The organism is Morococcus cerebrosus (genome assembly GCF_022749515.1).
Lineage (GTDB): Bacteria > Pseudomonadota > Gammaproteobacteria > Burkholderiales > Neisseriaceae > Neisseria > Neisseria cerebrosa.
The window spans coordinates 238,963-264,692 of the sequence record NZ_CP094242.1; the positions used below are offsets into that span (position 1 = coordinate 238,963).

Here is a 25,730-nt window from a genome sequence, read left to right on the forward strand (position 1 = left end):
ACTTAAAATTTTGATTTTAGAATAAAGAGTCTAACTGTCTATTATTGCCGGTATTGCTTGGCAAAACCGGTTCCTCTTGTAACTCTTGGCGTCCAGGGCGATTAGAGTTTTGGGCATCAGACACATTGTCGTCAGAAGGTTGACGAGTACGTCTAGATGATTGAGGGATCGGGCGTGGTGCTACTCCACCGTTTTCCAAGGCTAAGTCAGAACTGGTAGTTAGTCGTTCCTTCATATAATACTCGCCACCATTAGCAACTATTCCTTCAGGTGCTTTCATTCCCTTGATCTCAGTGCCTTTGAGAGCGTAACGCATATAATCTACCCATACCGGAACTGCAATCGTTCCACCATAACCTGCACGCCCCATACTGCGAGGTTTGTCAAAACCAACATAAACAGCCGTTACCACTTTGGGATTAAAACCGACAAACCATGCATCCTTGTTGTCATTGGTCGTTCCGGTTTTACCGGCAATGTCGCTTCGACCTAATGCTGTTGCACCTCGAGCAGTACCAGCACGGACTACATCTTGCATAATTTTATACATGATATATGCGTTTCGAGGATCAATCGCCTGAGGAGCATTTTCTCCGGCAATTAAGGGTTGCATCTGTGCTTTCAGACGACCTTGGCTATCGTAGATTTTGTCAATCACATAAGCTGAGATTTTATATCCGCCATTAGCAAAAACACTATATGCTTCTGCAATACGGAGTGGAGTGGTTTCTCCAGTACCTAAAGCCATTGATAAACTTGAGGGAAGTTCAGACGGTTTGAAACCAAAACGTTGGGCATATTGCTGGGTATATCCAATTCCGATAGACATCAGGATGCGGATAGAAACCATATTTTTCGATGCGGTTAATGCTTGGCGCAATGTAATATAACCAGAATAACGCCCATCTGAATTTTTGGGTGACCACACGCTACCATTTGCTCCTTTTCCTGGTAGGGATATTGGGGCATCATTGATCATGGTTGAGGCTGTCATGCCTTTAGCTAATGCAGCGGAATATACAAAAGGCTTGAATGTTGAACCAGGTTGGCGCATGGCCTGAGTTGCTCGGTTAAAAGTTTTGCTATGATAGTCATAGCCACCAACTAATGCTTGAACAGCCCCAGTTTTGGCATCTAAAGATACTAATGCACCTTGCAATAAAGGTTCTTGTACAACAGTCCAGCCATTACCAATATTTTTCACTCTGATGACAGAGCCGCGTCGAATACGGTCTTCTCCCATTTTTTCATTATTAACCGCTTTGGCTGCAAAACCTAACGATTTAGCGTCAAGAGTCATTTTACGGCCATTGGGTAGTTGGATTTGTACTGCTTTCCGGGAAGCTTCCAATACAACCGCAGGAACCATTTTATCCACAGTATATAAAGTAGATAAATATTGGCTGACTGTTTCTTCAACATCATCTGTTTTGCTGAGGTCAATATAATTTTCCGCTCCTCTGTAACTGCTGCCTCGGTCAAAGTTTCTTAAGACTTTGCGCAATGCTTCGGTAGCAACACGCTGATTTGCGGTATTTACGGTTGTATAAACGTGAAAACCTTGAGTGTAGGCTTCTTCGCCATATTTTTCATATAGTTCTTGACGAACCATTTCTGCTACATACAACGCGTTTTGATCAATTTTTTGTACAAATCGCTCATAATGTAATTCTTCTTTTAATGCGTCGTCACGTTGCTGAGACGTAATCATCCCTTCTTCCAGCATATTATTCAGGATATAAGTTTGCCGCAGTTTGGCGCGTTCAGGATTCACAATGGGATTATATGCAGAAGGAGCCTTAGGTAGGCCAGCCAGCATGGCAGCCTCGGCCAAAGTCAAATCCTTAACATTTTTGTTGAAATAAATCTGCGCTGCCGAAGCAAACCCGTAAGCACGCTGCCCCAAGTAAATTTGGTTGAAGTAAAGCTCTAAAATCTTATCCTTGCTCAAGGATTGTTCAATTTTATAGGCTAAAAGTGCTTCATTAAATTTTCGGGTAAATGTACGTTCACTGCTTAAATAGAAGTTTTTGGCAACCTGTTGCGTAATAGTGCTTGCACCAGATTGAACGCCTCCCGCAACGATATTACTAATCGCTGCTCGGGCAATGCCCCAAACATCTACGCCCCAATGTTCGTAAAAGCGTTTGTCTTCTGCGGCAATAACCGCGTTCTTGAGAATATCGGGGAAGTCGTTGATTTTGGTAAATTCACGCCGTTGCTCACCATAGACGCCAATAATTTGCCCGTCTGCCGAGTAAATGGTCAATGGCATTTTGGGTTGGTAGTGTTGTAAGGAGTCTAAGGGGGGGAGTTTGGGGTAGGTTACTAAAATTGCTATAGCAATCAATCCAGTAGTAAAAATTGCTAGGCCTAACATCAAACCGATACAGGTTGTTATAATCTTTTTAATCATGACTAGGTAATAATTTTGCCATTATTGGTATTAAATAAAGTAAAATAGATATCGATTTCTATAAAACACGGCATTTCTCGTGTAAAGAGGAAGTCCTTTACGGATATCGAAACAGTTACTCACTCCTAATAATACAGGGAAATCTTATGATTGGCTTATCAAAAAACCCTAAAAATACAACTGGTAAGGCTGGAAAGTCCTCTTCAGGGTTAAGCAACCGTTCTTCCATCGGCATCGATATTAGTCAGCATGCCATCAAGATGGTTCAGCTGTCAGGGCGTAGTTTAAACCAAATTCAGTTGGAAAAATACGTTATTACTAAATTACCTAAAAATATTGTAAAAGGTAACAAAATTCAAGATTACGACCAGCTTGTTACTTATTTGCAACATGCATATTCGCAATTACGCAGTTCTTGCAAGAATATTATTGCAGCTATCCCTCAAGGATTGGCGACGATTGAGCAAGTGGTTTATTCACAAAAAGATACTGAGTTGGATTTGGATGAATTTGCAGAATCTGAAATCTCCTCGATCGGGCCTATCGATGAAATAAACTATGATTATCAGGTCGTAGGTGCGTCTGTTATTCCGGCAGGGCAGCAGATTTTGACGGTTGCAGCGCGTAAGGATGATGTTGAGCCTATGATCGAAATGTTTGAGGGGGCGGGATTGTCCTTATCGGCGTTAGATTTGGATTTATTGGCGCAGCATAATGCCTTCGTATTTTGGATTAACCAGTACGCTCCTGAATTAACAAATGAAAAAGTTGCTATATTTGGGATTTATGCAACACAGATGTATGCGCTGATTATTCAGAATGGGCAAATCCTATACAAGCAGGAAATGCCTGTAAGTACTGAGCAATTGAACCAATTGATTCAACGTACATATCAGGTTACAGAAGAAAAAGCTGCTCAAATGATGGTATCTACGAGCAAGCCAACTGATTATCAAACACAAATCGCAGACCGCTTCAATGTTCAAGTGGCTCAGGAAGTGCAAAGAGTACTACAGTTTTATTACACCACACAGCCGACAGATGCTTTTTCGAATGTAAAGCATATTTTATTAACTGGTTCTGCATCACAACAGACTGGTTTGGCTGAAAGCATTTTTTCGCAGACAAATACAGCGACACAATGTATTCAACCAGTTACATATGTGGAGCGAGGTGGTAAGGTCGATTTGTCACAGTTACAAGTTGATGCTTCTGCTTTGACACTTGCATTTGGATTAGCATTAAGGGGATTGTAATATGACTGAATTAATTAAAATTAATCTTCTTCCATATAGAGAAGAAATTAAGCAACGTAAAAGACAGCAATTTAAAATTTTGATGCTTTCTTCGTTATTAATAGGAGTTGGTTTATCTGCAATAGCTTATTTAGCGATCAATAATGCTATTAGTGATCAAGAAAGTAGGAATGCATTTTTGGAAGCAGAAATTACCAAGTTAGATAATGATTTAGGAGAAATAAAAAAATTACAGCAGGAAAAAGAAAACTTCTTAGCTAAAAAGCAAAAAGTCGAGGAGTTGCAAGAAAAACGCTCCCAAGCTGCATATATCATCGATAGTTTGAATGTGGTTATTCCAGATAATACTTATATCACTTCTCTTGATGCAGAAAATCCGACTTCTTATAAGATTACAGGTCGAGCGATTAGCGATAATAAAATTGCCATGTTTATGCGGTCTTTGCCAAGTACAGGTATTTTTACGCAGCCAGAACTTTTGGAAATTAAGAAAATTGATAATTATCAAGAGTTTAATATTAAATCTATGATTGGTTCTGCGAGTATTCCAGTCAAGTCGGAGAGAGAAACAATTAATGATGATCCGACGAAAGAACAGAATGGGGAGGAAAAATAAATGGCCTCAGCAAAAGTAAAAAATTTGGATATTCAGAATTTATATTTGTTGAATCCTGCTGCAAAGTTTGTATTAGCTGCATTAGCAGTTGTAGGAGTATTGGCAGTTGGCTATGGAATAGTATTTCGTGATCAGCTGGAAACACTTTCAACCCAAGAGGCAAAGGAGGCGGAGTTAAAGGAAACATATACGAAAAAGAGTATTGAGGCTGCAAGTTTGGATAACTTGAAAGCTGAATTAACATCTATTCGTTCTTCATTTGACATCTTGTTAAAACAGCTACCGACTGATGCTGAAATTCCTACTTTGATTCAAGAACTGCACCAGGCAGGTTCAGCAAACGGTCTTCGCTTAGATAGCGTAGTTCCACAGGTTCCGGTCAATGATGGGCCGATACAGAAGTTACCGTATGAAATATCGATTACGGGCAAATATAATCAGATTAACCAATTTGCTAGAGATGTTGGTGGTTTATCGCGGATAATTACATTGGAGTCGTTAAAAATATCTCATGTTTCAGATAGTAAAAATAGCAAAGATAGTAAAAATGATATTTTAACGCTCAGAGCAATTGCGACGACGTATAAAGCTCGCCCAGCAGATGAAGTAGCAGCGGAACTTGCCGCTCAGCAGAGTCAGGCACAGGGGGATTCAGAAAATGGCCAAGCCAATTCTGAACAAAAACAATAAATGATAGGAAAATCATGAAAAATAAAATTTTCTTACTTACAAGTATCCTGTCATTGACGGGGTGTACACCGGCATATGACGATTTGAATGAGTGGATGACTAAGACACGTCAGGATGCTAAGTCTCATATCATTCCGTTTGAGGCTCCGGTAGTGAACCCTCCGGCTGTTTATAATCCACCGGCTTACAGTGGTTTAAATGCATTCGATTTTCGACGGTTGGATAATGCCCCTAAAGGTAATAACGCCCCAAATCCTAATCGTCCAAAAGAAACATTGGAAGCATTCAGTTTAGAAAATATGCGGTACGTAGGGATGCTGAGTAATGGCAGTAAAACTGCCGGTTTTATTGATGTAAATGGACATGTCTATACAGTTTATCCGGGGAATTACATCGGACAAAATTATGGAAAAATCCAAAGCATTACTGAAGATTTGATTGTTTTGACAGAATTGGTTGAGGATAGTTCGGGCAATTGGATTTATCGAAAGGCCGAATTGTCATTAAGCAATAATGCTGAAAATAGTTCAAATGACATCGGTAATGCTTCAGCAACGAATTCAAACTAATTTAAGGGGTCTCACTTCATGAAAACTAAAAATATGACGAAATTATTTGCCGGCATCAGTGTGATTGCGGCAGCACAAATTGCGTTGGCAGGTAATATTACTGATATTAATGTATCAACTTTGCCGGATAGTCAAAAAATTATCAAAATTCGTTTTGACCGGGATGTGATTAGTCCGAGCGGCTTTGTTACATCTACTCCGTCCCGAATTGCCTTAGATTTTGCTAAAACAAATATTCAATTGGCTCAACCTGTATTGGAATATGCGGATCCTTTGTTAAATCAAATTACTGCGGCTCAGAATAATGACCGATCTCGTATTGTTTTGGGATTGAATAAAGCAGCGCAATATAATACTGAAGTCCATGGTAATGAAGTATGGGTATTTGTTACAGAATCATCTGATCGAACCATAACTTCTGCAGCTATTTCAAATAATGGAAATGCACATCAGAAAGTAAGCTCGTCTGAAACAGTCAAACAAACGGTAAATTCAGCTAATATTGACTTCAGAAGAGGTGCACATAACTCAGGTATTGTGGAATTGAATGCGCCTGATTTCACAGGCAAACCTGAAGTGAAGCAACAACGTGATCGGGTTATTATTACTCTGAAAAATTATCCGTTGCCGACACAAGCGCAACGCAGTTTGGATGTTGCCGATTTCAGTACACCGGTTAAAAATATTACGTTAAAACGTATTGGAAATGATGCTCAACTCATTATTCGCAATAATGGCAATTGGGATTTCAATACCAAAGCTGCAAATGGTCAATTTGCTTTTGAAGTAATGCCTAAGTCCGCAAGTACGGAATCAAGTGGGCTGAATGCAAATCCAAACAAATCTTTCCGCGGCCGTAAAATTTCCCTGGACTTCCAAGATGTTGAAGTACGTACCATTTTGCAAATCCTTGCGAAGGAGTCAGGGGTCAATATCGTGGCCAGTGATTCCGTGAATGGCAAAATGACACTTTCTTTAAAAGATGTGCCTTGGGATCAGGCTTTGGATTTGGTTATGCAGGCGCGTAATTTGGATATGCGCCGACAAGGCAATATTATCAATATCGCACCTCGTGATGAATTGTTAGCTAAAGATAAGGCTTTCTTGCAGGCGGAGAAAGAGATTGCCGAACTGGGGCCTTTATATTCCCAAACTTTCCAATTGAAGTATAAGAATGTAGAAGAGTTCCGGAAAATTTTGCGTTTGGACGACAACAATAGTGGAAACTCCAATGGTAGAAATACCTTGTTGAGCGGCCGTGGCAGTGCGCTGATTGATCCTGCAACGAATACTTTGATTATTACGGATAATCGAAATGTTGTAGAAAAATTCCGTAAGTTGATTGAGGAATTGGATGTACCGACTCGTCAAGTTATGGTTGAAGCCCGTATCGTTGAAGCAAAAGACGGTTTTTCGCGTGATTTGGGCGTGAAATTCGGTGTCGCAGGTTCCAAAGGACGCAACGCTTGGGGTAACTCTTGGAGTAATGCGCAAGATAACCATAATACTAATTCGGCTGTTTTGCGAGGTGATGCAAATTACCGTACATGGTCTTTGCAACCGAATATTAGCCTGCCTGCGGCAGCGGCGACTAATAATATTGCTTTGGTGCGAGCTTTGTCATCGGGTGCATTAGGTTTGGAAATTTCTGCTTCGGAAGCTACCGGTAAAAGTAAGACCATTTCTAATCCGCGTGTCCTGACACAAGACCGTAGAGAAGCTACTATTGAGTCTGGTACTGAAATTCCGTATCAGGAGGCATCTTCCAGTGGTGCAACCTCGGTATCGTTCAAAAAAGCCGTGCTGGGCTTAACGGTAACGCCGAATGTAACGCCTGATGGTCAAGTTATCATGACTGTAAAAATTACCAAGGATACACCGCAAGACTGTACAGTGGACTCTTTGATTACGAAATGTATTCAGACTAAAAACTTGAATACTCAGGCAATGGTGGAAGATGGTGGTACGTTGATCGTTGGTGGCATCTACGAAGAAGATAATAGCGATACGATTAACAAAGTACCATTATTGGGCGATTTGCCAGTGGTGGGTAATTTGTTCAAGTCCCGTGCGAAAAAAGAAGAGCGTCGCGAATTGCTGGTTTTCATCACTCCGCGAATTATGGATGGTGTAGGCAGCAATCTCCGCTACTAAAATTGGAAAAGGCGTATGCTCGGAAGGGTATATGCCTTTTTTAATTGATACGAAGTAGATAGGGAGTTTTAGGGTTTTTTGTTTATTTTGGAAGGAATATGGTGAAATATCCATAAATGGTGATAGCTATATTCGATGATGTATTTCTATTCCCTGATGAGTTCAATCTAGACTTGCAGAGCGAGAGATTGGGTTTTTATACACTGAGGCTACTTTCATTCTAAATTGTTTGTGACAAATGAGTGGGGCAAAGCTGCTATTACTATAAATAGGTCGTCTGAAAACATCACGTAATCTTTAATACCATCCATGGTCTTAGAACGTGTTCATTGTCTCAGCCTCTGCTGTAAACTATCGGCATGAACAGAAAAACCTACCCAAGCGATATCAGTCGCGAGCAATTTGCGCCTCTCCTTCCCCTGCTGGAAAGTGCCCGTAAACGCACAGCGCCACGCCAGGTGGACTTGTACGATGTCTTTTGTGCCATTCTCTACCTGCAACGCACTGGCTGCTCCTGGCGCGCTTTGCCGGGCGACTTCCCCAAATGGCGCACCGTGCATTCCTACTTCCAGAGATGGACCGAACCACGCGAGAGTGGCATCAGCATCCTTGAGGAAGCATTAAAAAAATCAGGTAGTTGCGGAGCGCCGCAAGCAGGGGCGCCATGAAGCAACTACTTTCCTGATTATTGATGCGCAGAGTGTGAAGAACACGGATACCGCCATGGAAAAAGGCTACGATGCGGGCAAGAAGGTTAGCGGTATCAAGCGACATATAGCGGTTGACACGCAAGGTTTGCCGCATGCCCTTGCGGTAACGACGGCGGATGTTACGGATAGAAAAGGCTGCCTGGTGGCATTGGAACGTGGGCGGGATAATCTTGGTGCGATACAAAAAATCCTTGCTGACGGTGGTTACACGGGTAAGGCATTTGCTTCGTCGGTACAGGAGTTGATTGGTGCGGAGGTAGAGATTGCCAAACGAAACGAATTGCACCGTTTTGCAGTATTGCCGAAGCGATGGGTAGTAGAGCGCAGCTTTTCCTGGTTGGAAAAGAACAGGCGGCTTTGGAAAAACTGCGAGCGTAAGTTGAGTACCAGTCTGCAAATGGTAGCTTTGGCTTTCTTGGGAGTCCTGCTACGAAGACTATGAACACGCTCTTAGGTAAGCAGGGTTAAACACGATATAATCGGTATTGTCGGAAAACTAAGTATAAATAAGCGCCAACGCATGCCTGGCAGTATTCATAAATCTTGTATCGGATGAACACCTTCATGGAAAAGCTCAATGGTAATTTAATTCTTATCGGATTGATGGGGGCAGGAAAAACAACGCTGGGAAGGCAGTTTGCTCAAATGTATGATTGCCCGTTTTATGATAGTGATTTGGAAATTTGCTCAGCATCAGGTGTTTCTATTTCCACTATTTTCGAGATGGAGGGAGAGGAAGGGTTCCGACACCGTGAGACTTTGATGCTGAAAAAGCTGTCGGCATTAAACGGCATTGTGTTATCGACGGGAGGGGGTTCGGTTTTGCGTGAAGAAAACCGATGTTGCCTGCGTGAGCATGGTACGGTGGTTTATTTGCATGCATTACCTGAGGTGCTGTTGGAGCGTACACGTTATGATAGCAGCCGCCCGCTTTTAAAAACGGACGATCCTTTAAAAAAATTACGCGAATTGTATATGGTTCGGGATCCGATTTATCGTGAGACCGCGCATATCGTTATAGAGTCGGAGAGCTGTGCTAAAACCCTTCGAAAATTGGTTGAATGTTTGGATGGGCAGAAATTCATTGAATATGATGATTGAAGGTGTTGCCTTTGTTGATTAGGTCGTCTGAAATGTAAAAACGGTTTCAGACGACCTTTAGTTATATGTTTGCCCCCCCCCCCTATTGGTTTTGCTTGATAAAATGTTCTTTATCTAGCTAGTCAGTTTTCAATAGAGCGGTAAGCGTATATTATTTTGCGTTGTTACTACATGATTTATTTTGACAAGGAGTCTTCTCCTATGCGTACTTTGACTGTTCAAACTCCGTCTCACCAATATCCTATTTTTATCGGGTATGACCTTATCGGGCAGGCTGATAGTTTACTTAAGCCTTATTTGAATAAAACAGCCGCAATAATAACCAACGAGACTGTTGCGCCTTTATATCTGAAAAATCTTCAAATGAGTTTGGACAGAATCGGTATCAGGCATTTCAGCATTATCTTGCCGGATGGCGAAAAATATAAAAACTGGCAGACATTGAACCTTATTTTTGACGGATTGATGGAAAACAGAGCCGAACGGAAAACTACACTAATTGCATTGGGTGGCGGGGTAATCGGCGATATGGTCGGCTTTGCCGCTGCAACGTACCAACGAGGTGCGCCGTTTATCCAAATTCCGACAACTTTGTTGAGTCAGGTGGATTCATCCGTTGGTGGGAAGACGGGTATCAACCATCCGCTTGGAAAAAATATGATTGGTGCGTTTTACCAACCGCAGGCGGTCTTAGCTGATTTGGAAACATTGAAGACCTTGCCGCGCCGAGAATTATCGGCAGGTATGGCGGAAGTTATTAAATATGGTGCACTTGGCGATGTTGATTTCTTTGAGTGGTTGGAACAAAACATTGAGGATTTGATGGTACAAAACCAAGAGAAATTGACGCAGGCGGTATATCACTGCTGCAAAATGAAAGCCGATATTGTTGCCAAAGACGAAACCGAACAAGGTATCCGCGCGTGGCTTAATCTTGGCCATACTTTCGGACACGCCATCGAGGCGGAAATGGGTTACGGAGTATGGTTGCATGGTGAGGCAGTGGCAGCGGGTTGCGTGCTGGCAGGTAGATTATCCGAAGAATTGGGTAAAATTTCCGATGCGGACACACGTCGAATCGCTGTTTTAATGGAGGCCGCAGGATTGTCGTCATTGCCGCCTAAATTCCCGTTTGAAAAATGGATCAGCCATATGAGCCATGACAAAAAGGTCAGTAGCGGCGTGATGCGTTTTATCGGGCTGAACCGTTTGGGGGAAGCCAATATTACTGAAGTTAGCGATATTGATATTTTAAAGCGGACTTTGCAGCCGTATTTGTAATGCGTATTCCAGTAAATGTTCTGTGCATATTCATTGTCGCATGAGTCAAAATAGAGAAGGTCGTCTGAAAAGTTTTCAGACGACCTTTTCATATGATTAAGGTAGGAGTGGAGTTTGTATCAAACCGAGTTTTTCATCAAAGCCGAACATGATATTCATATTCTGAACAGCTTGTCCTGCTGCCCCTTTAACTAAGTTGTCGATGACGGACAGAGCGATCCATACATTGTCAGAGGAAGATTTTTGGATGCTGATACGGCAAAGGTTTGCACCGCGCACGCTGCGTGTTTCTGGTGTTGAACCGGCCGGCATGATGTCCACAAAAGGACTGTCCCTTGGATTCGGATTTCAAGTGCAACACTAGGGTACCAGTGGTTGGAACAGATTTAAGAATAAAACACTTGGCGTTTCGTAGCCAAGTGTTTTTCTCGGCCGGTGGTTCAACTCATCTTGAACCCTGCGTATCTCCCGATCGCTGATGTTTCGGAAATCGGTTTGTTTGGGGAAATATTGCCGGATGAGTCCATTGGTGTTCTCATTCAGCCCTTTCTCCCAAGAATGGTAAGGGCGGCAAAAATAGGTTTTCGCCTTCAAGGCTTTGGCTATTTTGGTGTGTTGGTAGAACTCTTTGCCGTTATCCATGGTGATGGTGTGGACTCTGGCTTTATATGCCTTTAATACCCTAATGGCCGCCCGGGCAGTGTCTTCGGCTTTTAAGTTCTTTAATTTGCAGATGATGGTGTAGCGGGTAGTGCGTTCGACCAAGGTCAATAACGCGCTTTTCTGATTTTTGCCGACGATGGTGTCGGCCTCCCAATCGCCGATGCGGGTTTTCTGGTCGACGATAGCAGGTCGGTTCTCTATGCCGACGCGGTCGGGCACTTTGCCTCTGGTCCATGTGCTGCCGTAGCGTTTGCGGTAGGGTTTGCTGCATATTCTGAGGTGTTGCCACAAAGTGCCGCCGTTGCTTTTGTCTTGGCGAAGGTAGCGGTAAATGGTGCTGTGATGGAGTGTGATCCCGTGGTGTTTATGCAGGTAGGCACATACTTGTTCGGGACTGAGTTTGCGGCGGATAAGGGTGTCGATGTGTTGAACCAGCTGCGAATCGAGCTTATAGGGTTTTCGCCGGTGCTGTTTGGTCAGCCGGCTTTGCTTCTGTGCTTTTTCGGCGCTGTATTGCTGTCCTTGGATGCAGTGCCGCTTGATTTCTCGGCTGATGGTGCTTTTGTGGCGGTTGAGCTGTTTGGCGATTTCGGCGATGGTGCAGTGGCGGGACAGGTATTGGATATGGTATCGTTCGTCTTGGGTCAGTTGTGTGTAGCTCATGGCAATCTTTCTTGCAGGAAAGGCCGTATGCTACCGCATACTGGCCTTTTTCTGTTATGGAAAGTTGCACTTCAAATGCGAATCCGCCTCCCGATAAAATTCACGTAAAACAGCTTCCGGATTGCAACCGTCCTCAAGATGCAGGTATAAAGTGGCGTGCATACCCCGGATCATGGGTGTCAGATGGGGAACGAAAATGAAATGTTCGGCAATTCCTGGTTGCAATGTGGCGATGGTTTGCCGAATTTCGGGCTGGTGTCGGTGTCCCGTAATGCCGTAGGCTTTAAAATTATCCCCTGCCTCGCAAAGCAGCGAGCCGGTATTGGCTTTCCGACCTGCGCCGGATACGCCTGATTTACAGTCCGCAATCAGCGGCATATGTGGTTTCAGACGACCTTCTTTCAGCAGGGGGAGTAAAGGCAGTGAAACGCAGGTCGGATAACAACCGGGGTTGGCAACGATTTGTGCAGATGCGATGGTATCGCGGTTTAACTCACTTAATCCGTACACCGCTTGAGGAACAATATCGGGGTTGGCGTGCTTCATTTTGTACCAATGTTCCCATGTGGAAATATCCTGTATACGAAAGTCAGCGGATAAGTCGACGATGCGGATACCTTTTTCCAAAAGACGGGGAGCATCGTTCATGGCGATTCCATTTGGGGTGGCGAAAAAGACAATATCGCATTTTTCTAAACCGGCGTGTTCGGGGGATTGAAAGGTCAGATCGTAGACTCCCCTCAGACTGGGAAAGTAATCAGAAACTGCTTTACCTGACTCGCTGCGGCTGGTTACCGTTGTAATTTCGATATTCGGATGACTGCTGAGAAGCCGTAAAAGCTCTACGCCGGTGTAGCCTGTTGCACCGACGATGCCGACTTTGATTTTCGAATTCATAGATTTCTCCAAGAGTAATTTTTAGATGTAGGCAGATTTGCCGGTATCGACTTCGTTCGAATACTGTTGTCCATTATAGAGGAACGGTGATGTATAGTGGAAACAGCCGCTATGAGTAATACGAAACGGTACTGACATATATAAAAGAAAAGTCGTCTGAAAACATGGAAGACAAGTTTTCAGACGACCTTATAAAGGCAAATTACCTAACGGTTATTCCTGTTCATACAGAATAAATGGTGCGCAACCTATTCTATTTTAAACAGTTATAGGGCAATCTCTACTTAAAACAGCAATGAAGTAGGATCTCCGTCTGCCGGCAGATCATATTTTGGATAGGAAGGTGTAGAAGCTGCCGGTGGAGGGGTGTATTCGGCAGCTTGGGGTTTTCTCGGTGAGTATTCCGAAGCTGCTTTCGGAGTCGGAGTATCTTCGGCATCTATTTCGATTTCAGAACCGGCGGGTAATACTTCATCTTTCACAGGGGCGGGTTTCGGCATGACTTTCGGTTTGCTGAAGGCACTTGAGCCGCTCATCCATGCCAAGGATTTCAGCGGAGTTTTCAATTTGACGCCTTTAGCGCAGGTCAAACAGTTTGCCGCTCCGGTACGCGCCTTCAAAATTGCATCGATACGGGCGGCATTAATCGTTTTGCCGTGCGCCTTAGCCCAGGCGGCAATACTTTTTTTCAGAGCATCGGTATCGAGGTTCTTTTTATTGTAAGGATCGCGATACGCAGCCAGCCAAAGATTTTTATTGGCATCTTCGTTGAGGCTGGCAAGTTGGTAAATGACGGAAGCAGGGGCGCCGGTTGCGATGGTTTTTGCAAATTCAAGCGCATCCGGAGACTTCATGCGCACACAACCGTGGCTGCGGACGCCCGGTACGCTGGCAGGCGCGTTCGTGCCGTGAATGCCCAAACTGAATTTCGGATCGCCCAAGCGGACAAAGACAGGACCCAGAGGATTATTGGGGCCGGGCGGTACGGATTTGACGCCGTCTCCGCGTTCTTTTTGAATAGATTTCGGAATGTGCCAAGTAGGATTAAAAGCTTTGGCTCCGATTTTGTGTTCCCCAAGGTTGGTTTGGGTCATGGCTTTGCCGACAGCAACGGGATAAATTTTTGTTAATTGTCCGTCGGTATAGAGGAACAGACGCTGTTGCGGAATGTTGATGACAACATGTTGACCTTGTGAGACGGGGGAAACATCAGGAACGGGTGTGTTGGCAGTTGCGTAGGCGGTCAAAGCTGCAAGGCTTGTACTGAAGAGAATTTTTTTCATGTTTTAAAATTTAAAAAGGGGGGGAGGAAATATTTCGGGCAATCATACCTGAATCTTTTTGGTTTTGTGCGAGAATATGCGTTTTTGCAAACAAAATGTGCCCTGTCGGGCAAAATGGATTTTCTTGATGAAGATGCGGACAGATAACAGGCAATATGAGGGCGAGGCGGATATTTTTTCTTTGGATTATGAAGGAAGAGGTGTCGCGCGCGTTAATGGTAAGGCATTGTTTATTGAGGGAGCGATGCCGGGAGAGCGGGTGCGGTTTGAAATCATCCGTTCGAAAAAACAATTTGATGAAGCACGGGTCATTGACATCATCCGATATTCGGAAAATCGAGTTGAGCCGAAGTGTAGGTATTTTGATACATGCGGTGGTTGTTTAATACAGCACATTGATTCGACAGCCCAAATTGCATTTAAACAACGCATTATGGAAGAGCAGTTGGAACGCATCGGCAAAATCCGACCCAAGCAGATTCTCCCAGCTATATATGGAACACCATGGCATTATCGGGAGCGTGCCAGACTGAGTATTTCAAAGGATGCAGGTGGTCGTCTGAAAATCGGTTTTAAGGCAAAAAAGAGTCATGAAGTGATTGATGTCGATTCATGTATGGTGTTGCCGGCTCATATTTCTGAGAAGTTGCCAAAAATAAAGCAAATGTTGCAAAGTTTGATAGATTTGGATTTGCTATTCATCGAGTTTTTTAATAGCGAAAAACTAACGGTTTTGAACATTTGTTCCGGAAAAAAACCGCCTAGTCAAAAATTGAGACAACTTGAAAAATGGTTTGATACGATATTCGGTCATGAGAAAAAACAGTGGCAGATTTGGCTGCAAGCTCGAAGACAGGGGGCCCAGCCATTCTATCCGAAAGATTGTCAGCCTTTGGGATATGCTTTACCTGAGTTTGAGGTTGAAATGCCGTACAAACCTGGGGATTTTACCCAGATTAATGCAGGCTTAAATGGAGTGATGGTTGGCAGGGCTTTGAAACTTCTAGATATTCAGAAAAACGAGCGTATTGCAGATTTGTTTTGCGGGCTTGGAAACTTCAGTATTCCTATGGCAAAAAGTGGGGCTGAAGTGGTTGGAATCGAAGGTGAAGGTTCGTTGGTTAAGCGAGCACGAAACAATGCTTCGGCTAACGGTTGTTCCGATAGGGTATCCTTCTTTGAAGCGGATTTGTTTGAAACAGATGAGGTTGTGGTAGCGTCATGGGGTCAATTCGACAAGATGTTGCTTGATCCCCCGAGAGGCGGTGCCTATGCTGTTGTCAAATCACTACATGCTCCGTATTTGCCGGTAAGGATAGTATATGTTTCTTGCAATCCGGCAACCTTTGCCAGAGATGCGGAAGTGCTGGTAAATAAGGGCTATAAGCTGAAATTGGCAGGGGTAATGAATATGTTTGCACAGACTTCGCATGTCGAATCTATAGGTGTCTTCGATTTGGAAAATAGTATATAGGTATTTGCAAAATGGTTTTTTATGTAATTATCGGTTGAATCATGTTATCATAATTCACTCAGAAAATAAGATGATTCGGCAATTTTGATGGTTGCTGGATATGAATATAAAATATAGTTTGTTTGCTGCTCCACAGTAACGGGAGGTGTTCTTGGATTATTCACTTTTAATCGTATTGTTGGCGCTTTTGTTGGTTGTATTGCTGTTTATCCGCTTCAAACAAAGCGGAACGACACATAAAAAAACAACTAAGGTTGCCAAATCATCAATACATCATAACAAATCAAATCAAAAAGATGAGGATGCTCTCACTCCTGATTGGATGGATCAGGTCAATCAATCCGTTTCTAATACTGAACAGCAAGATTGGGAATGGGGTGGTGGAGAGACCTCTGGCTCAACAGCATCAGTATCTGCCCAGGAAGTTGATCCTCTGACTGAATATCAGGTGTACAAACAGTTCGGTTATGAAAGCAAGGCTGCGGAGTCTTTAGCCGGGTATCTGAACGGATTAGGTGATGGAGCTCCCGAAAAGCTGGTTCATGAATTAATCGGGCTGAGTCTCCGTGTCGGTAATATCGATATGTTGGCTGATGCTTTGGAAAAACACGGATTGGTTTTGCCTGAAGAGAGCTTGGCTGAATACGTTAAGATCGGTTTAATGACTGAGCCGACGCACTTGCGCCTGCGGGTTTTGGCGGAGGAACGTTTGGGATGGAGCTTGCAGGAAATTGAGCGCAGAATTGGTGAACCTTCAGGAATTGAAGATTCTTCAGAATCGGATTCAACTTCTTCAGATGATGTGCAGCACACTTCTCCAACTTCTCAAGCTTCAAAACGTTCTTTAATCGTGTTGGGAAAAAAAGAATTTAATGACATCACCCCTGAGGAAATGGGTGCAGTTATTGGGTTTGTTAAGCCTGAGCATGGTGCGAAAATTTTGAAGGATAAGGTTGATTATAAAACGGCCGTACAACAATACAACCGTGCTATTCAAACCTCTTCTAAACCTGCCAGCTTAATTATTGATGCTTTGAAGTTGGACTACCAAAATGAAGAAATTGGTCAGTTTGCGCAACATTTGTGGAAGCTTTATCACTCACTCGGCCAATATGGCCGCCAAGTGAAAGAACGTATGCTCGGCTGGGGATATAGTCTAGGCTATCATGAAGTTTTTGATGATTTGGAAAAGGGACCAAATGAGAACCGCGTAAAAGAAATCGGTTTGGCCAGAGGTTATTTGCAACCTACTTCTTTGCAAATGAAGGCAAAATACCGAGATTTGGTACAAAAAGACTCGTCCGTTATCAGCATGAATTCTTCACCTGCTGATGAGGCTCTAAAAGAAGTCGAGTCGCTATTGATGTATGGTCAGTTAGATTTGGCTGTTGATACTTTGGAGCAGGCTGTACTGCAATATCCGCAAGAGTCTCAGCTATATATCATGTTGTTTGATCTTTACGAAAGAGTTGAAGACTGGGCACGTTTGGAACATTTCTTACGCATCTTGCGTGAACGCGTTGTCAGTTTGCCGGAAGAGGTTATTTTGGCTATGAGCCGTTTGCTTCAACGTGTAAATCAATATTCAAAAAAATAAAATAACATTTAGAGAGTACCATCTATGGACAATCTGTTACCTAAAATTAAAACCATACGGGTTATGCTTCGTGATATGAATGAGCAGCAGGAAGCTGTATTCCGTATGGCTTTCAAAATGCACAATACGACGAATTATCAAATTATCGGTACGGATTCTGCTGAAAAGCCGGATTTGGTTCTGGTAGATACAGATACGGCTGACGGTATTGAGACTTGGAAAACGTTAAAAACCGAATATTCCGATATTCCAGTTGCGATGTTTTGCTCACAAGAACCTTCCGTGGAAACGCCATATCTCCCTAAACCGGTCAAATTTGATACCTTGTTTCCTGTATTGAGAAGTTTGGCTCAAGGTGGCAATGTTTTTAATCCTGCTGATAGTGAGGCAGCAAAACAAAATACTCAGGGTAATGGTAGTACAGAAGGGCGAAAAGCAACAATCAAACGGTTTAATCCGAATAAAGGATTGTTGGGAGCATTGAAGTTCGCTAGTCAAGGCCATCAGGATATTGCCGTTTTACATGAGGGTAAGCCGGTATTGATAGTTTTCCCAAGTATTCAGCGTGTTTTGTTGACTGTTAATGCGCATGATTTGGAGGGGCTTTGTAAAGATGATAATCTTTCTGTGGTATGCAAAGTAGTACCTGATAATCCTCAATGGAAGGAGAAAGCCAAAGTTACCATTATGTCTTGTCTGTGGCAGATGGCGATTTGGACTGCACAAGGTCGTCTGATTTATCCGATGACCCCTCAAACTATTTTTACATTGAAACGCTGGCCCAATCTGACCAGGCTGGCTCCAGTCCCTGAATCTATGAGGTTATCTGCCTTTCTAACTAAAACATCGGTTAATCTGAATATCCTCTATAAGGTTATGCCGTTGGAGATGCCTGATATATTGAATTATCTTGCAGCTACCTCCGTAACCGGTTTCTTGGCAACGGACACTGAATACGCACACAATCAGACTAATGTTTCCGAACAAGTTGATGTAAATAGCAATGTGCCTGATAGTCAGATGGTAAAAGATGCTGAGAAGATTGCAGGACCGTCGCAAGAACAGCCACGCGGACTGCTGCAACGATTGATGCGTAAGTTATTGGGAAAACGATAAGAAGGACATGTAATGAAGGAAAATAAGATTATCTTTACCGGTCCGGTCGGAGTGGGTAAAACAACAGCTATTTCAGCTTTGTCGGATGAACCTCCTGTGCAAACGGACGCATCAGCTTCCGATATGACATTGGTGCGAAAAGGTTATACTACTGTAGCAATGGATTATGGAGTTATTCATTTGGATGAAGAGGTGAAGGTCCACCTTTATGGTACACCGGGGCAGGAACGCTTTAATTTTATGTGGGAGATTTTAAGTCAAGGTAGTATGGGTTTGGTTCTACTTTTGGATAATACCCGTACTAACCCACTAAAAGACCTGCAATTTTTCTTAGAGGCTTTCCGTGAATTATTGAAAAAAGCCCCGCTGGTTGTCGGTGTCACCAAGATGGATATTCGATCACTGCCAAGCGTTGACGTTTATCAGAAATACTTGGCTCAAAACAATTTTAATGTGCCGGTATTTGAGATTGATGCTCGAAGAGAAGATGATGTAAAACAATTGGTAAGTGCAATGTTGTTCTCAATCGACCCGGGTTTAGAGGTATAAAATAAATGGAATCGACTCTTTCTTTACAATCAAATTTATATCCTAAAGTTACACCGGCAGGGGCATATTATGCGGTGACGAGTGATACTCCCAGTGCCAGCCGCACTTTGTTATATAGTTTGCTGAAAGCAAGCCCGACAGAGGTTATCAGCAGTGAGAAAATTTTGGCATGGGCAGATACCAGTGATATCAATACCGCTTTGAATTTACTGTACCGCCTACAACGCCTTGAGTTTTTGTATGGTGATGAAAATGCCAGTAATGAGGATATGCATCTTACTGATGAGCAATTGCCTTCTGTATTGGAGCAACTTTCAAGCTCAGGTAAGGCATTATTGGCAGACGAGAACGGATTGTATTTTGCAAATGCGAATTTTCATCACGAGGCTGCCGAAGAGTTGGGGCTTTTGGCCAGTGAAGTGACAAAGATGGACAGCAGCCATCGCCTATTAATCCGTAATAATCTGCATATTAATAATAATGCATGGGGTATTTGCGATCCTTCAGGACAAAGTGAGTTGACTTTCTTCCCTTTATATATCGGTAATACCAAGTTAATTTTGGTTATCGGCGGTATGCCTGATTTGAACAAGGAGGCATTTGTAACCTTGGTCAAAGTTTTATACCACCGCTATGGAAGCCGTTAACACACTAGATACCGATTATTATTTTAGAATGGAATATGTATGCAACAATTATTGATTTCTGTATTGAGCGATTTGAATAATACCTCTCCTGATATTACTGCTTCAGCCGTTATTTCTACTGACGGTTTGCCTATTGCAACCATGTTGCCGTCGCATTTAAATGCAGACCGTGTTGGTGCAATGTCAGCAACATTGCTGGCATTGGGTAACCGTTCCGTTCATGAGTTGGCTTGCGGTGAGCTTGATCAGGTTATGGTGAAAGGGAAGACCGGTTATATTTTGCTGAGTCAGGCAGGAGAAAACGCTGTTTTGGCTTTGATGGCAAGAGAGAGCGGTAAGCTGGGCTTGATTTTGTTGGATGCCAAGCGTGCTGCGAAGCATATTGCTGAAATTCTATAAATTCCGGTATTTATCTGTATTTTGGGAACTTACACCATTGTATTTTTAAAATAGTGTTGACGTAAGTTACTTCTTTCTCTATAATCCGGAATCTTTCCCCGATAGCTCAGTCGGTAGAGCGACGGACTGTTAATCCGCAGGTCCCTGGTTCGAGCCCAGGTCGGGGAGCCAAATATAAAAGCCTGATTATTTCAGGCTTTTGCCGTATTCACTGAGAGGTCGTCTGAAATATTTCAGACGACCTCTCAGCTTTTATGATGTTTTAAATACGACGCATCCTTATTTATAGAAAACTTTCCAATCAGGAATACACAGCCTAATCCTTGCTTACTTAAGGAAAATGGTGGTTTAAGAACGTTTAGCGTTTAATTATGATGCTTGTACTGTTCTTACCTGGTTGCTTTTTATTAGATGTGTTCATTTATTAAATACAAGAAAATATATAGGGTGAGACCTTTGCAAAATTCCCCAAAATCCCCTAAATTCACACCAAGACATTTAGGGGATTTTCCATGAGCACCTTCTTCCGGCAAACCGCACAAGCCATGATCGCCAAACACATCGACCGCTTCCCATTATTGAAGTTGGATCAGGTGATTGATTGGCAACCGATCGAACAATACCTGAATCGTCAAAGAACCCGTTACCTTAGAGACCACCGCGGCCGTCCCGCCTATCCCTTGTTGTCCATGTTCAAAGCCGTCCTGCTCGGACAATGGCACAGCCTCTCCGATCCCGAACTCGAACACAGCCTCATCACCCGCATTGATTTCAACCTGTTTTGCCGTTTTGACGAACTGAGCATCCCCGATTACAGCACCTTATGCCGCTACCGTAACTGGCTGGCGCAAGACGACACCCTGTCCGAATTGCTCAAACTGATTAACTGCCAACTGACCGAAAAAAACCTAAAAGTAGAGAAGGCATCCGCCGCCGTCATTGATGCCACCATTATTCAGACCGCCGGCAGCAAACAGCGTCAGGCCATAGAAGTCGATGAAGAAGAACAAGTCAGCGGCCAAACCACACCGAGTAAAGACAAAGATGCCCGCTGGACAAAGAAAAACGGCCTCTACAAACTCGGTTACAAACAACATACCCGTACCGATGAGGAAGGCTATATCGAGAAACTGCACATCACCCCCGCCAATACCCATGAGTGCAACCACCTGTTGCCTTTGTTGGAGGGTATTGCCGAAGGTACGACCGTCTATGCCGACAAAGGCTACGACAGTGCGGAAAACCGACAACATCTGAAAGAACATCGGTTGCTGGACGGCATTATGCGCAAAGCCCACCGCAACCGTCCGCTGACGGAAGCGCAAACCAAACGCAACCGATATTTGTCGAAGACCCGTTATGTGGTCGAGCAAAGCTTTGGTACGCTGCACCGTAAATTCCGCTACGCCCGGGCAGCCTATTTTGGTCTGCTCAAAGTGAGTGCGCAAAGCCATCTGAAGGCGATGTGTTTAAACCTGTTGAAAGCGGCTAACAGGCTAAGTGTGCCTGTTGCCGCCTAAAAGGCGGCCCGGATGCCTGATTATCGGGTATTCGGGGAGGATTAAGGGGGTATTTGGGTAAAATCAGGAGCAATTAGGAGCGGAAATAGACGAAAACCTGTGTTTGGGTTTCGGCTGTTGGGGGAAAAGGAATTTTGCAAAGGTCTCAGGGTATAGGATAAATGTGTAGTAGTTTTAAAGCGGTATTAAGGGATACGACCTTAAATAGTTTTTGTGTTTTTTCATCAAACGACATTTTCTATAGGGAAATCCTCACAAAGCCTCCAGTATTGTTATGTTTCCCGTCTTGATCCTGTTGCTTGATGCGCAAAAAAATCTACTTGGAAAATTAAATGTCGGCAAATCCAAGGAAATCTTGGAAGTATTTTATGTTTTAGCAGGCAGAGCTGATGGATAATGAGATGGAAATGAATGAAAGAAGAGTGATGACATTAGATGACTGGATACTGCAGTCTCCGCTACCGCGCATAGAGGCACGTATGCTTTTGCAAAAGGCGGGAGGTTACAGCCGTGTTCAATTAATAACGCAGGGAGCAGAAGCGATTCCGGCAGATATTTTCGCTTGGCTGGATAGTTTGGCGGAGCGTCGTCTGAACGGTGAGCCAATGGCTTATATCATGGGTGGCCGAGAGTTTTATGGTCGTTGGTTTGAAGTCTGCCCTGATGTTTTGATTCCCCGTCCGGAAACCGAGCATTTGGTTGAAGCGGTTATCGAACATCTCCCAAAAAACGGACGGGTTTGGGATTTGGGTACCGGTAGCGGGGCGGTTGCTGTTACGGTGGCATTGGAACGGAAGGACGCAGAAGTACGCGCGTCTGATATTAGCAGGCAGGCTTTGGTTGTTGCCCGTCGAAACGCAGAAAATTTGGGTGCAGCAGTTGAGTTTGCATCAGGATCATGGTTCGATACAGATAAAACGTCGTCTGAAGACAAATATCGTTTTGATGTTATTGTTTCCAACCCTCCTTATATTGAGGCAGATGACAGCCATTTGAATCAAGGAGATTTGCGTTTTGAGCCTCAAACGGCATTGACCGATTTTGCCGACGGCTTGACCTGTATTCGGGAGCTGGCACAGCGTGCGCCTGAATTTTTGAAAGAGGGCGGATGGTTGCTGTTGGAACATGGATATAACCAAGGTGGGGCAGTACGGCAGATTTTGTCGGAAAATGGTTTTACAGAGATTGAAACCCGGCAGGATTTGGCCTGTTTAGACAGGCTGACTTTGGGTGTCAGGCGGCATATTGAATAAGAGTTTTGGTGGTTTGAATAATAAAAAACTAAACGTCAAACCCGTACACACCAATACAGCCAGGAATTTAAAAAGGTCGTCTGAAAACCCAATTTTTGGTTTTCAGACGACTTTTTTAAAGATTGCGCCTTACAAATCAAATTCAGCCACAACCGGCGCATGGTCGCTCGGGCGTTCTTGCGCGCGCGCGTCCAAATCGACATAAACGTCTTTCAACACGGCAGACAGGGCGGGGCTGATGAGCTGGTGGTCGATGCGCAGTCCGAGTTTGCGTTGAAACATTGCGCCGCGATAGTCAAACCAAGTGTAAAACGCGCCTTCGGGGTGGATTTGGCGCAGGCTGTCGGTCAAGCCCAGATCCAACAGATTTTTGAACCACTGTCTCTCGATGGATGAGCAGTGGATTTTTTCATGCCATTTTTCGGGGTCGTAGCAGTCGGCATCGGCTGGCGCGATATTGAAGTCGCCGAGCAAGACCAGTTTTTCGTGGCGCGTCATTTCGTCGCGGACAAATTCAGTCAATGCGGCAAACCATTGTTCTTTATATTGGAATTTCGGGCTGTCGAGGGCTTCGCCGTTGACGCAATAGACATTGATGACGCGCACGCCGTTGACGGTTGCGGCGATGATGCGGCGTTGCGGGTCGTCGGGCAGGGTAGGCAGGCCGACGTGTACGTCTTGCGGTTCGCTGCGGCTGATGATGGCGACGCCGTTGTAGGTTTTTTGTCCGCTCCAAACGCTGTGCCAGCCCATCATTTGCAGGGCGGCAGCGGGAAATTTGTCTTGGTCTAGCTTAAGCTCTTGCAAAACAAGGACATCAGGCTGATGGTCGGCAAGCCAGTTTTGCACCTGCGGCAGGCGCACGTTGAGGGAATTGACGTTCCAAGTGGTGATTTTCATGCGGATTCCGTGTGTGAGGGTCGTCTGAAAAGCGTTTCGGGCTTTTCGGGCAAAATAAGGACAAAACAAAAGCGGTTCATGAAAACCGCTTTTGTTGGGTAAACGGGACGCTATTGTAACATTAGGGGATTTCGGCGGCTGCCGGTTTTGAAACAAAAATCCGTTTGAGAAAACAAGGCTCAACAGCCTTTAGGCGGCTTTACGGTTTTCCAAATGGCGCAGCGTATCGAGGATGGCGGCGGCTTCTTCGGATACCAGCCTGTATTCGATGATGCGGTGGTAGCGGGTGAAATCGATCAGACCTTCGGAGCGCAGGCGTGCGAGGTGGTTGGAAACGGCGGTCGCAGGCTGTCCGAGCGCTTCGGATAATTCGGCAATGCTGCGTTCGCTGTCCATCAGCATGAACAAAATGGTCATGCGTTCGGGGTTGGCGATGAGTTTGAGAAGGGAAGAGAGACGTTTGGTTTCCATGATGTATGCCTTTCTATTCGTTAGCTTGATTTGAGGAGTATTACAAAAAGAAGATGATTGTGATTCTTTTTATATTTCTAAGAAATTTCAAATGCTTATGTTTGTAAGTGTACCGCATTCAGGTGCAAAAGAGAGCATATGCGTTTAAATTTGCCGTAAATAATTGTTGTTTGGGCAAATCCCGAAGTATTTTAAAATGGGTAAAAGGGACGATTTTTTAGAAATGAAAAACAGGCTTAATCTATATGAAAATAAAAACAGCAGAAGTATAGAATTAGGGTTTTATAAAAAATATTTATAAAACAATTAAATATAAAAATAAAACTGTTCTTCGGTATTTGTATTGATAGTGGTTAGCTGTTTTGGAATATTAACGAAGTTTTAGGGAAAGTCTTATCGGTACGTTTTTAGTCTGTAAAAATTTTACAACAGTTACTATCAATTTTGTTATTTGATTTGAAGGTGCATCTTGATGGCAACGGCGTGCAGGCAGTCAACGAGGTATCGACTGCCTGCGTATTCGGCTATACAATCCGACCACCTTTCTTTGGTATACCTTTATGTATATTCTGATTACCTTTTTCTTCAAACTCTTCGCCGCCATGCCGCTGCGCCTGCTGCACGCATTGGCGGGCGTGTTGGGCTGCGCGGTTTATTATCTGCGCCGTGAGGATCGCGAACGCGTATTTGACAATATGCGGACAGCCGGTTTGCAGCCCGATGAAGCGGCGGTCAAGGCTGTGTTCCGCGAAACGGTCAAAGGCGGGTTGGAATTGCCCGTGGCTTTTTTCAGACGACCTGAAAGCATAGAAAAATTGTTTGTAGAAGTACGCGGATGGGAACATGTACAGGCTGCGTTGGATGCGGGCGAAGGATTGTTGTTTATTACCCCGCACATCGGCAGCTACGACCTTGCCGGACGATATATCAGCCAACGGCTTCCGTTTCCACTTACGGCGATGTACAAACCGCCGAAGCTCAAAGCGATGGATGAAGTCATGCAGGCGGGGCGCGTACGCGGTAAAGGTAAAACCGCACCGACCAGTATTCAAGGCGTTAAGCAGGTCATCAAAGCCTTGCGTGCGGGCGAAGCCACCATCATTTTGCCCGACCATGTCCCCGCGCCCGAAGAAGGTGGAGACGGTATGTGGGCGGAGTTCTTCGGTAAACCGGCTTTTACCATGACGCTGGCAGGCAAGCTCGCACAGGTAAAAGGGGTCAAGGCATTGTTTTTCTGCGGAGAACGCCTGCCGCAAGGACGCGGGTTTGTCCTACATATCGAACCCTTACGCGGCGAACTGAACGGCAATAAAGAACACGATGCGCGGGTAATCAATGAAAATACGGAATATTGGATACGCCGGTTCCCGACGCAATATCTGTTTATGTACAACCGCTACAAACAGCCCGCAGGTGCGCCGGAGCCTCCCGGGCATGGGTGAAAAAATGTGAAAGGTCGTCTGAAAACCTGGGGTTTGAGTTTTCAGATGACCTTTTTTAATCAT

The 25,730-nt window shown here is 44.2% G+C and carries 22 protein-coding genes, 1 tRNA gene and 2 pseudogenes; 18 read left to right on the forward strand and 7 right to left on the reverse strand.

Features of this window, described 5'->3' with window-relative positions:
- Positions 1 to 16: 16 nt before the first annotated feature.
- A complete protein-coding gene (locus MON37_RS01075) occupies positions 17 to 2,416 on the reverse strand; it encodes a penicillin-binding protein 1A (protein WP_039408901.1) in 2,400 nt (799 codons plus the stop codon).
- 146 nt (positions 2,417 to 2,562) lie between these two features.
- Here MON37_RS01075 and pilM point away from each other — a divergent pair, with 146 nt between their 5' ends.
- The 8 genes from pilM to aroB all read left to right on the forward strand — a co-directional run bounded on the left by pilM (position 2,563) and on the right by aroB (position 10,793).
- Positions 2,563 to 3,672, forward strand: coding sequence for a type IV pilus assembly protein PilM (pilM, locus tag MON37_RS01080; RefSeq protein ID WP_039408903.1), 1,110 nt, complete (start codon positions 2,563 to 2,565; stop codon positions 3,670 to 3,672).
- A 1-nt stretch (position 3,673) separates the two neighbouring features.
- Positions 3,674 to 4,288, forward strand: a complete 615-nt coding sequence (locus tag MON37_RS01085) for a PilN domain-containing protein (RefSeq protein ID WP_039408907.1) — start codon at positions 3,674 to 3,676, stop codon at positions 4,286 to 4,288.
- Positions 4,289 to 4,978 carry a type IV pilus inner membrane component PilO gene (locus MON37_RS01090; protein ID WP_039408910.1) on the forward strand — a complete coding sequence of 230 codons (690 nt, stop codon included), beginning with the start codon at positions 4,289 to 4,291 and terminating at the stop codon, positions 4,976 to 4,978. It begins immediately after the preceding gene.
- A gap of 14 nt (positions 4,979 to 4,992) precedes the next feature.
- Positions 4,993 to 5,547 carry a pilus assembly protein PilP gene (locus MON37_RS01095; RefSeq protein WP_039408913.1) on the forward strand — a complete coding sequence of 185 codons (555 nt, stop codon included), beginning with the start codon at positions 4,993 to 4,995 and terminating at the stop codon, positions 5,545 to 5,547.
- An 18-nt stretch (positions 5,548 to 5,565) separates the two neighbouring features.
- The gene (locus MON37_RS01100) at positions 5,566 to 7,701 is read left to right on the forward strand and encodes a type IV pilus secretin PilQ (protein WP_039408916.1); all 2,136 of its coding nucleotides are present in this window, start codon (positions 5,566 to 5,568) and stop codon (positions 7,699 to 7,701) included.
- A gap of 359 nt (positions 7,702 to 8,060) precedes the next feature.
- Positions 8,061 to 8,853 (forward strand): IS5 family transposase gene (locus MON37_RS01105; protein ID WP_234403912.1). Its coding sequence is split into 2 segments (ribosomal slippage): positions 8,061 to 8,324 and positions 8,326 to 8,853, totalling 792 coding nucleotides; the frame shifts between segments, so codons are not numbered across the junction.
- Between the two features lie 122 nt (positions 8,854 to 8,975).
- Positions 8,976 to 9,512, forward strand: a complete 537-nt coding sequence (locus tag MON37_RS01110) for a shikimate kinase (RefSeq protein WP_234396315.1) — start codon at positions 8,976 to 8,978, stop codon at positions 9,510 to 9,512.
- Positions 9,513 to 9,713: 201 nt separating this feature from the next.
- Positions 9,714 to 10,793 carry a 3-dehydroquinate synthase gene (aroB, locus tag MON37_RS01115; protein ID WP_039410819.1) on the forward strand — a complete coding sequence of 360 codons (1,080 nt, stop codon included), beginning with the start codon at positions 9,714 to 9,716 and terminating at the stop codon, positions 10,791 to 10,793.
- Positions 10,794 to 10,889: 96 nt separating this feature from the next.
- Here the strand turns inward: aroB and MON37_RS01120 are convergent.
- The 4 genes and pseudogenes from MON37_RS01120 to MON37_RS01135 all read right to left on the reverse strand — a co-directional run.
- A pseudogene (locus tag MON37_RS01120) lies at positions 10,890 to 11,129 on the reverse strand (N-acetyl-gamma-glutamyl-phosphate reductase); the annotation flags it as partial.
- A 24-nt stretch (positions 11,130 to 11,153) separates the two neighbouring features.
- Positions 11,154 to 12,119, reverse strand: a complete 966-nt coding sequence (locus tag MON37_RS01125; protein WP_242883583.1) for an IS30 family transposase — start codon at positions 12,117 to 12,119, stop codon at positions 11,154 to 11,156.
- Between the two features lie 84 nt (positions 12,120 to 12,203).
- Positions 12,204 to 13,016 (reverse strand): annotated as a pseudogene (gene argC / locus MON37_RS01130) (N-acetyl-gamma-glutamyl-phosphate reductase); the annotation flags it as partial.
- Between the two features lie 284 nt (positions 13,017 to 13,300).
- On the reverse strand, positions 13,301 to 14,299 hold the full coding sequence (locus MON37_RS01135; protein WP_039404571.1) for a L,D-transpeptidase: 999 nt from the start codon (positions 14,297 to 14,299) through the stop codon (positions 13,301 to 13,303).
- 97 nt (positions 14,300 to 14,396) lie between these two features.
- Here MON37_RS01135 and rlmD point away from each other — a divergent pair, with 97 nt between their 5' ends.
- From rlmD to prmC, 9 genes are all read left to right on the forward strand, one after another.
- Positions 14,397 to 15,773 carry a 23S rRNA (uracil(1939)-C(5))-methyltransferase RlmD gene (rlmD, locus tag MON37_RS01140; protein ID WP_039404576.1) on the forward strand — a complete coding sequence of 459 codons (1,377 nt, stop codon included), beginning with the start codon at positions 14,397 to 14,399 and terminating at the stop codon, positions 15,771 to 15,773.
- 145 nt (positions 15,774 to 15,918) lie between these two features.
- Complete coding sequence (locus tag MON37_RS01145; protein WP_039404568.1) at positions 15,919 to 17,370, forward strand: tetratricopeptide repeat protein; 1,452 nt, start codon at positions 15,919 to 15,921, stop codon at positions 17,368 to 17,370.
- Between the two features lie 24 nt (positions 17,371 to 17,394).
- A complete protein-coding gene (locus MON37_RS01150; protein WP_039404565.1) occupies positions 17,395 to 18,486 on the forward strand; it encodes a DNA-binding transcriptional response regulator in 1,092 nt (363 codons plus the stop codon).
- A 12-nt stretch (positions 18,487 to 18,498) separates the two neighbouring features.
- Positions 18,499 to 19,035 carry a GTP-binding protein gene (locus MON37_RS01155; protein ID WP_003743737.1) on the forward strand — a complete coding sequence of 179 codons (537 nt, stop codon included), beginning with the start codon at positions 18,499 to 18,501 and terminating at the stop codon, positions 19,033 to 19,035.
- Between the two features lie 5 nt (positions 19,036 to 19,040).
- Positions 19,041 to 19,682: a hypothetical protein gene (locus MON37_RS01160; protein WP_039404562.1), complete on the forward strand. Its 642-nt coding sequence runs from the start codon at positions 19,041 to 19,043 to the stop codon at positions 19,680 to 19,682.
- Between the two features lie 39 nt (positions 19,683 to 19,721).
- Positions 19,722 to 20,081 (forward strand): roadblock/LC7 domain-containing protein, encoded by a 360-nt coding sequence (locus tag MON37_RS01165; protein ID WP_003743735.1) that lies wholly within the window; start codon positions 19,722 to 19,724, stop codon positions 20,079 to 20,081.
- Positions 20,082 to 20,176: 95 nt separating this feature from the next.
- Positions 20,177 to 20,252 (forward strand) — tRNA-Asn (locus MON37_RS01170).
- Between the two features lie 341 nt (positions 20,253 to 20,593).
- Positions 20,594 to 21,601 (forward strand): IS5 family transposase, encoded by a 1,008-nt coding sequence (locus MON37_RS01175; protein ID WP_242883729.1) that lies wholly within the window; start codon positions 20,594 to 20,596, stop codon positions 21,599 to 21,601.
- Between the two features lie 425 nt (positions 21,602 to 22,026).
- Positions 22,027 to 22,854, forward strand: a complete 828-nt coding sequence (gene prmC / locus MON37_RS01180; RefSeq protein ID WP_039409321.1) for a peptide chain release factor N(5)-glutamine methyltransferase — start codon at positions 22,027 to 22,029, stop codon at positions 22,852 to 22,854.
- A gap of 129 nt (positions 22,855 to 22,983) precedes the next feature.
- Here the strand turns inward: prmC and xth are convergent, their stop codons facing one another.
- Both xth and MON37_RS01190 read right to left on the reverse strand, forming a co-directional pair.
- Positions 22,984 to 23,754, reverse strand: coding sequence for an exodeoxyribonuclease III (gene xth, locus MON37_RS01185; RefSeq protein WP_039409312.1), 771 nt, complete (start codon positions 23,752 to 23,754; stop codon positions 22,984 to 22,986).
- 189 nt (positions 23,755 to 23,943) lie between these two features.
- Positions 23,944 to 24,225: an ArsR/SmtB family transcription factor gene (locus MON37_RS01190; protein ID WP_039409309.1), complete on the reverse strand. Its 282-nt coding sequence runs from the start codon at positions 24,223 to 24,225 to the stop codon at positions 23,944 to 23,946.
- 560 nt (positions 24,226 to 24,785) lie between these two features.
- Between MON37_RS01190 and MON37_RS01195 the strand changes: the two genes are divergently transcribed.
- Positions 24,786 to 25,667: a lysophospholipid acyltransferase family protein gene (locus MON37_RS01195; RefSeq protein ID WP_039409306.1), complete on the forward strand. Its 882-nt coding sequence runs from the start codon at positions 24,786 to 24,788 to the stop codon at positions 25,665 to 25,667.
- Positions 25,668 to 25,730 lie beyond the last annotated feature (63 nt).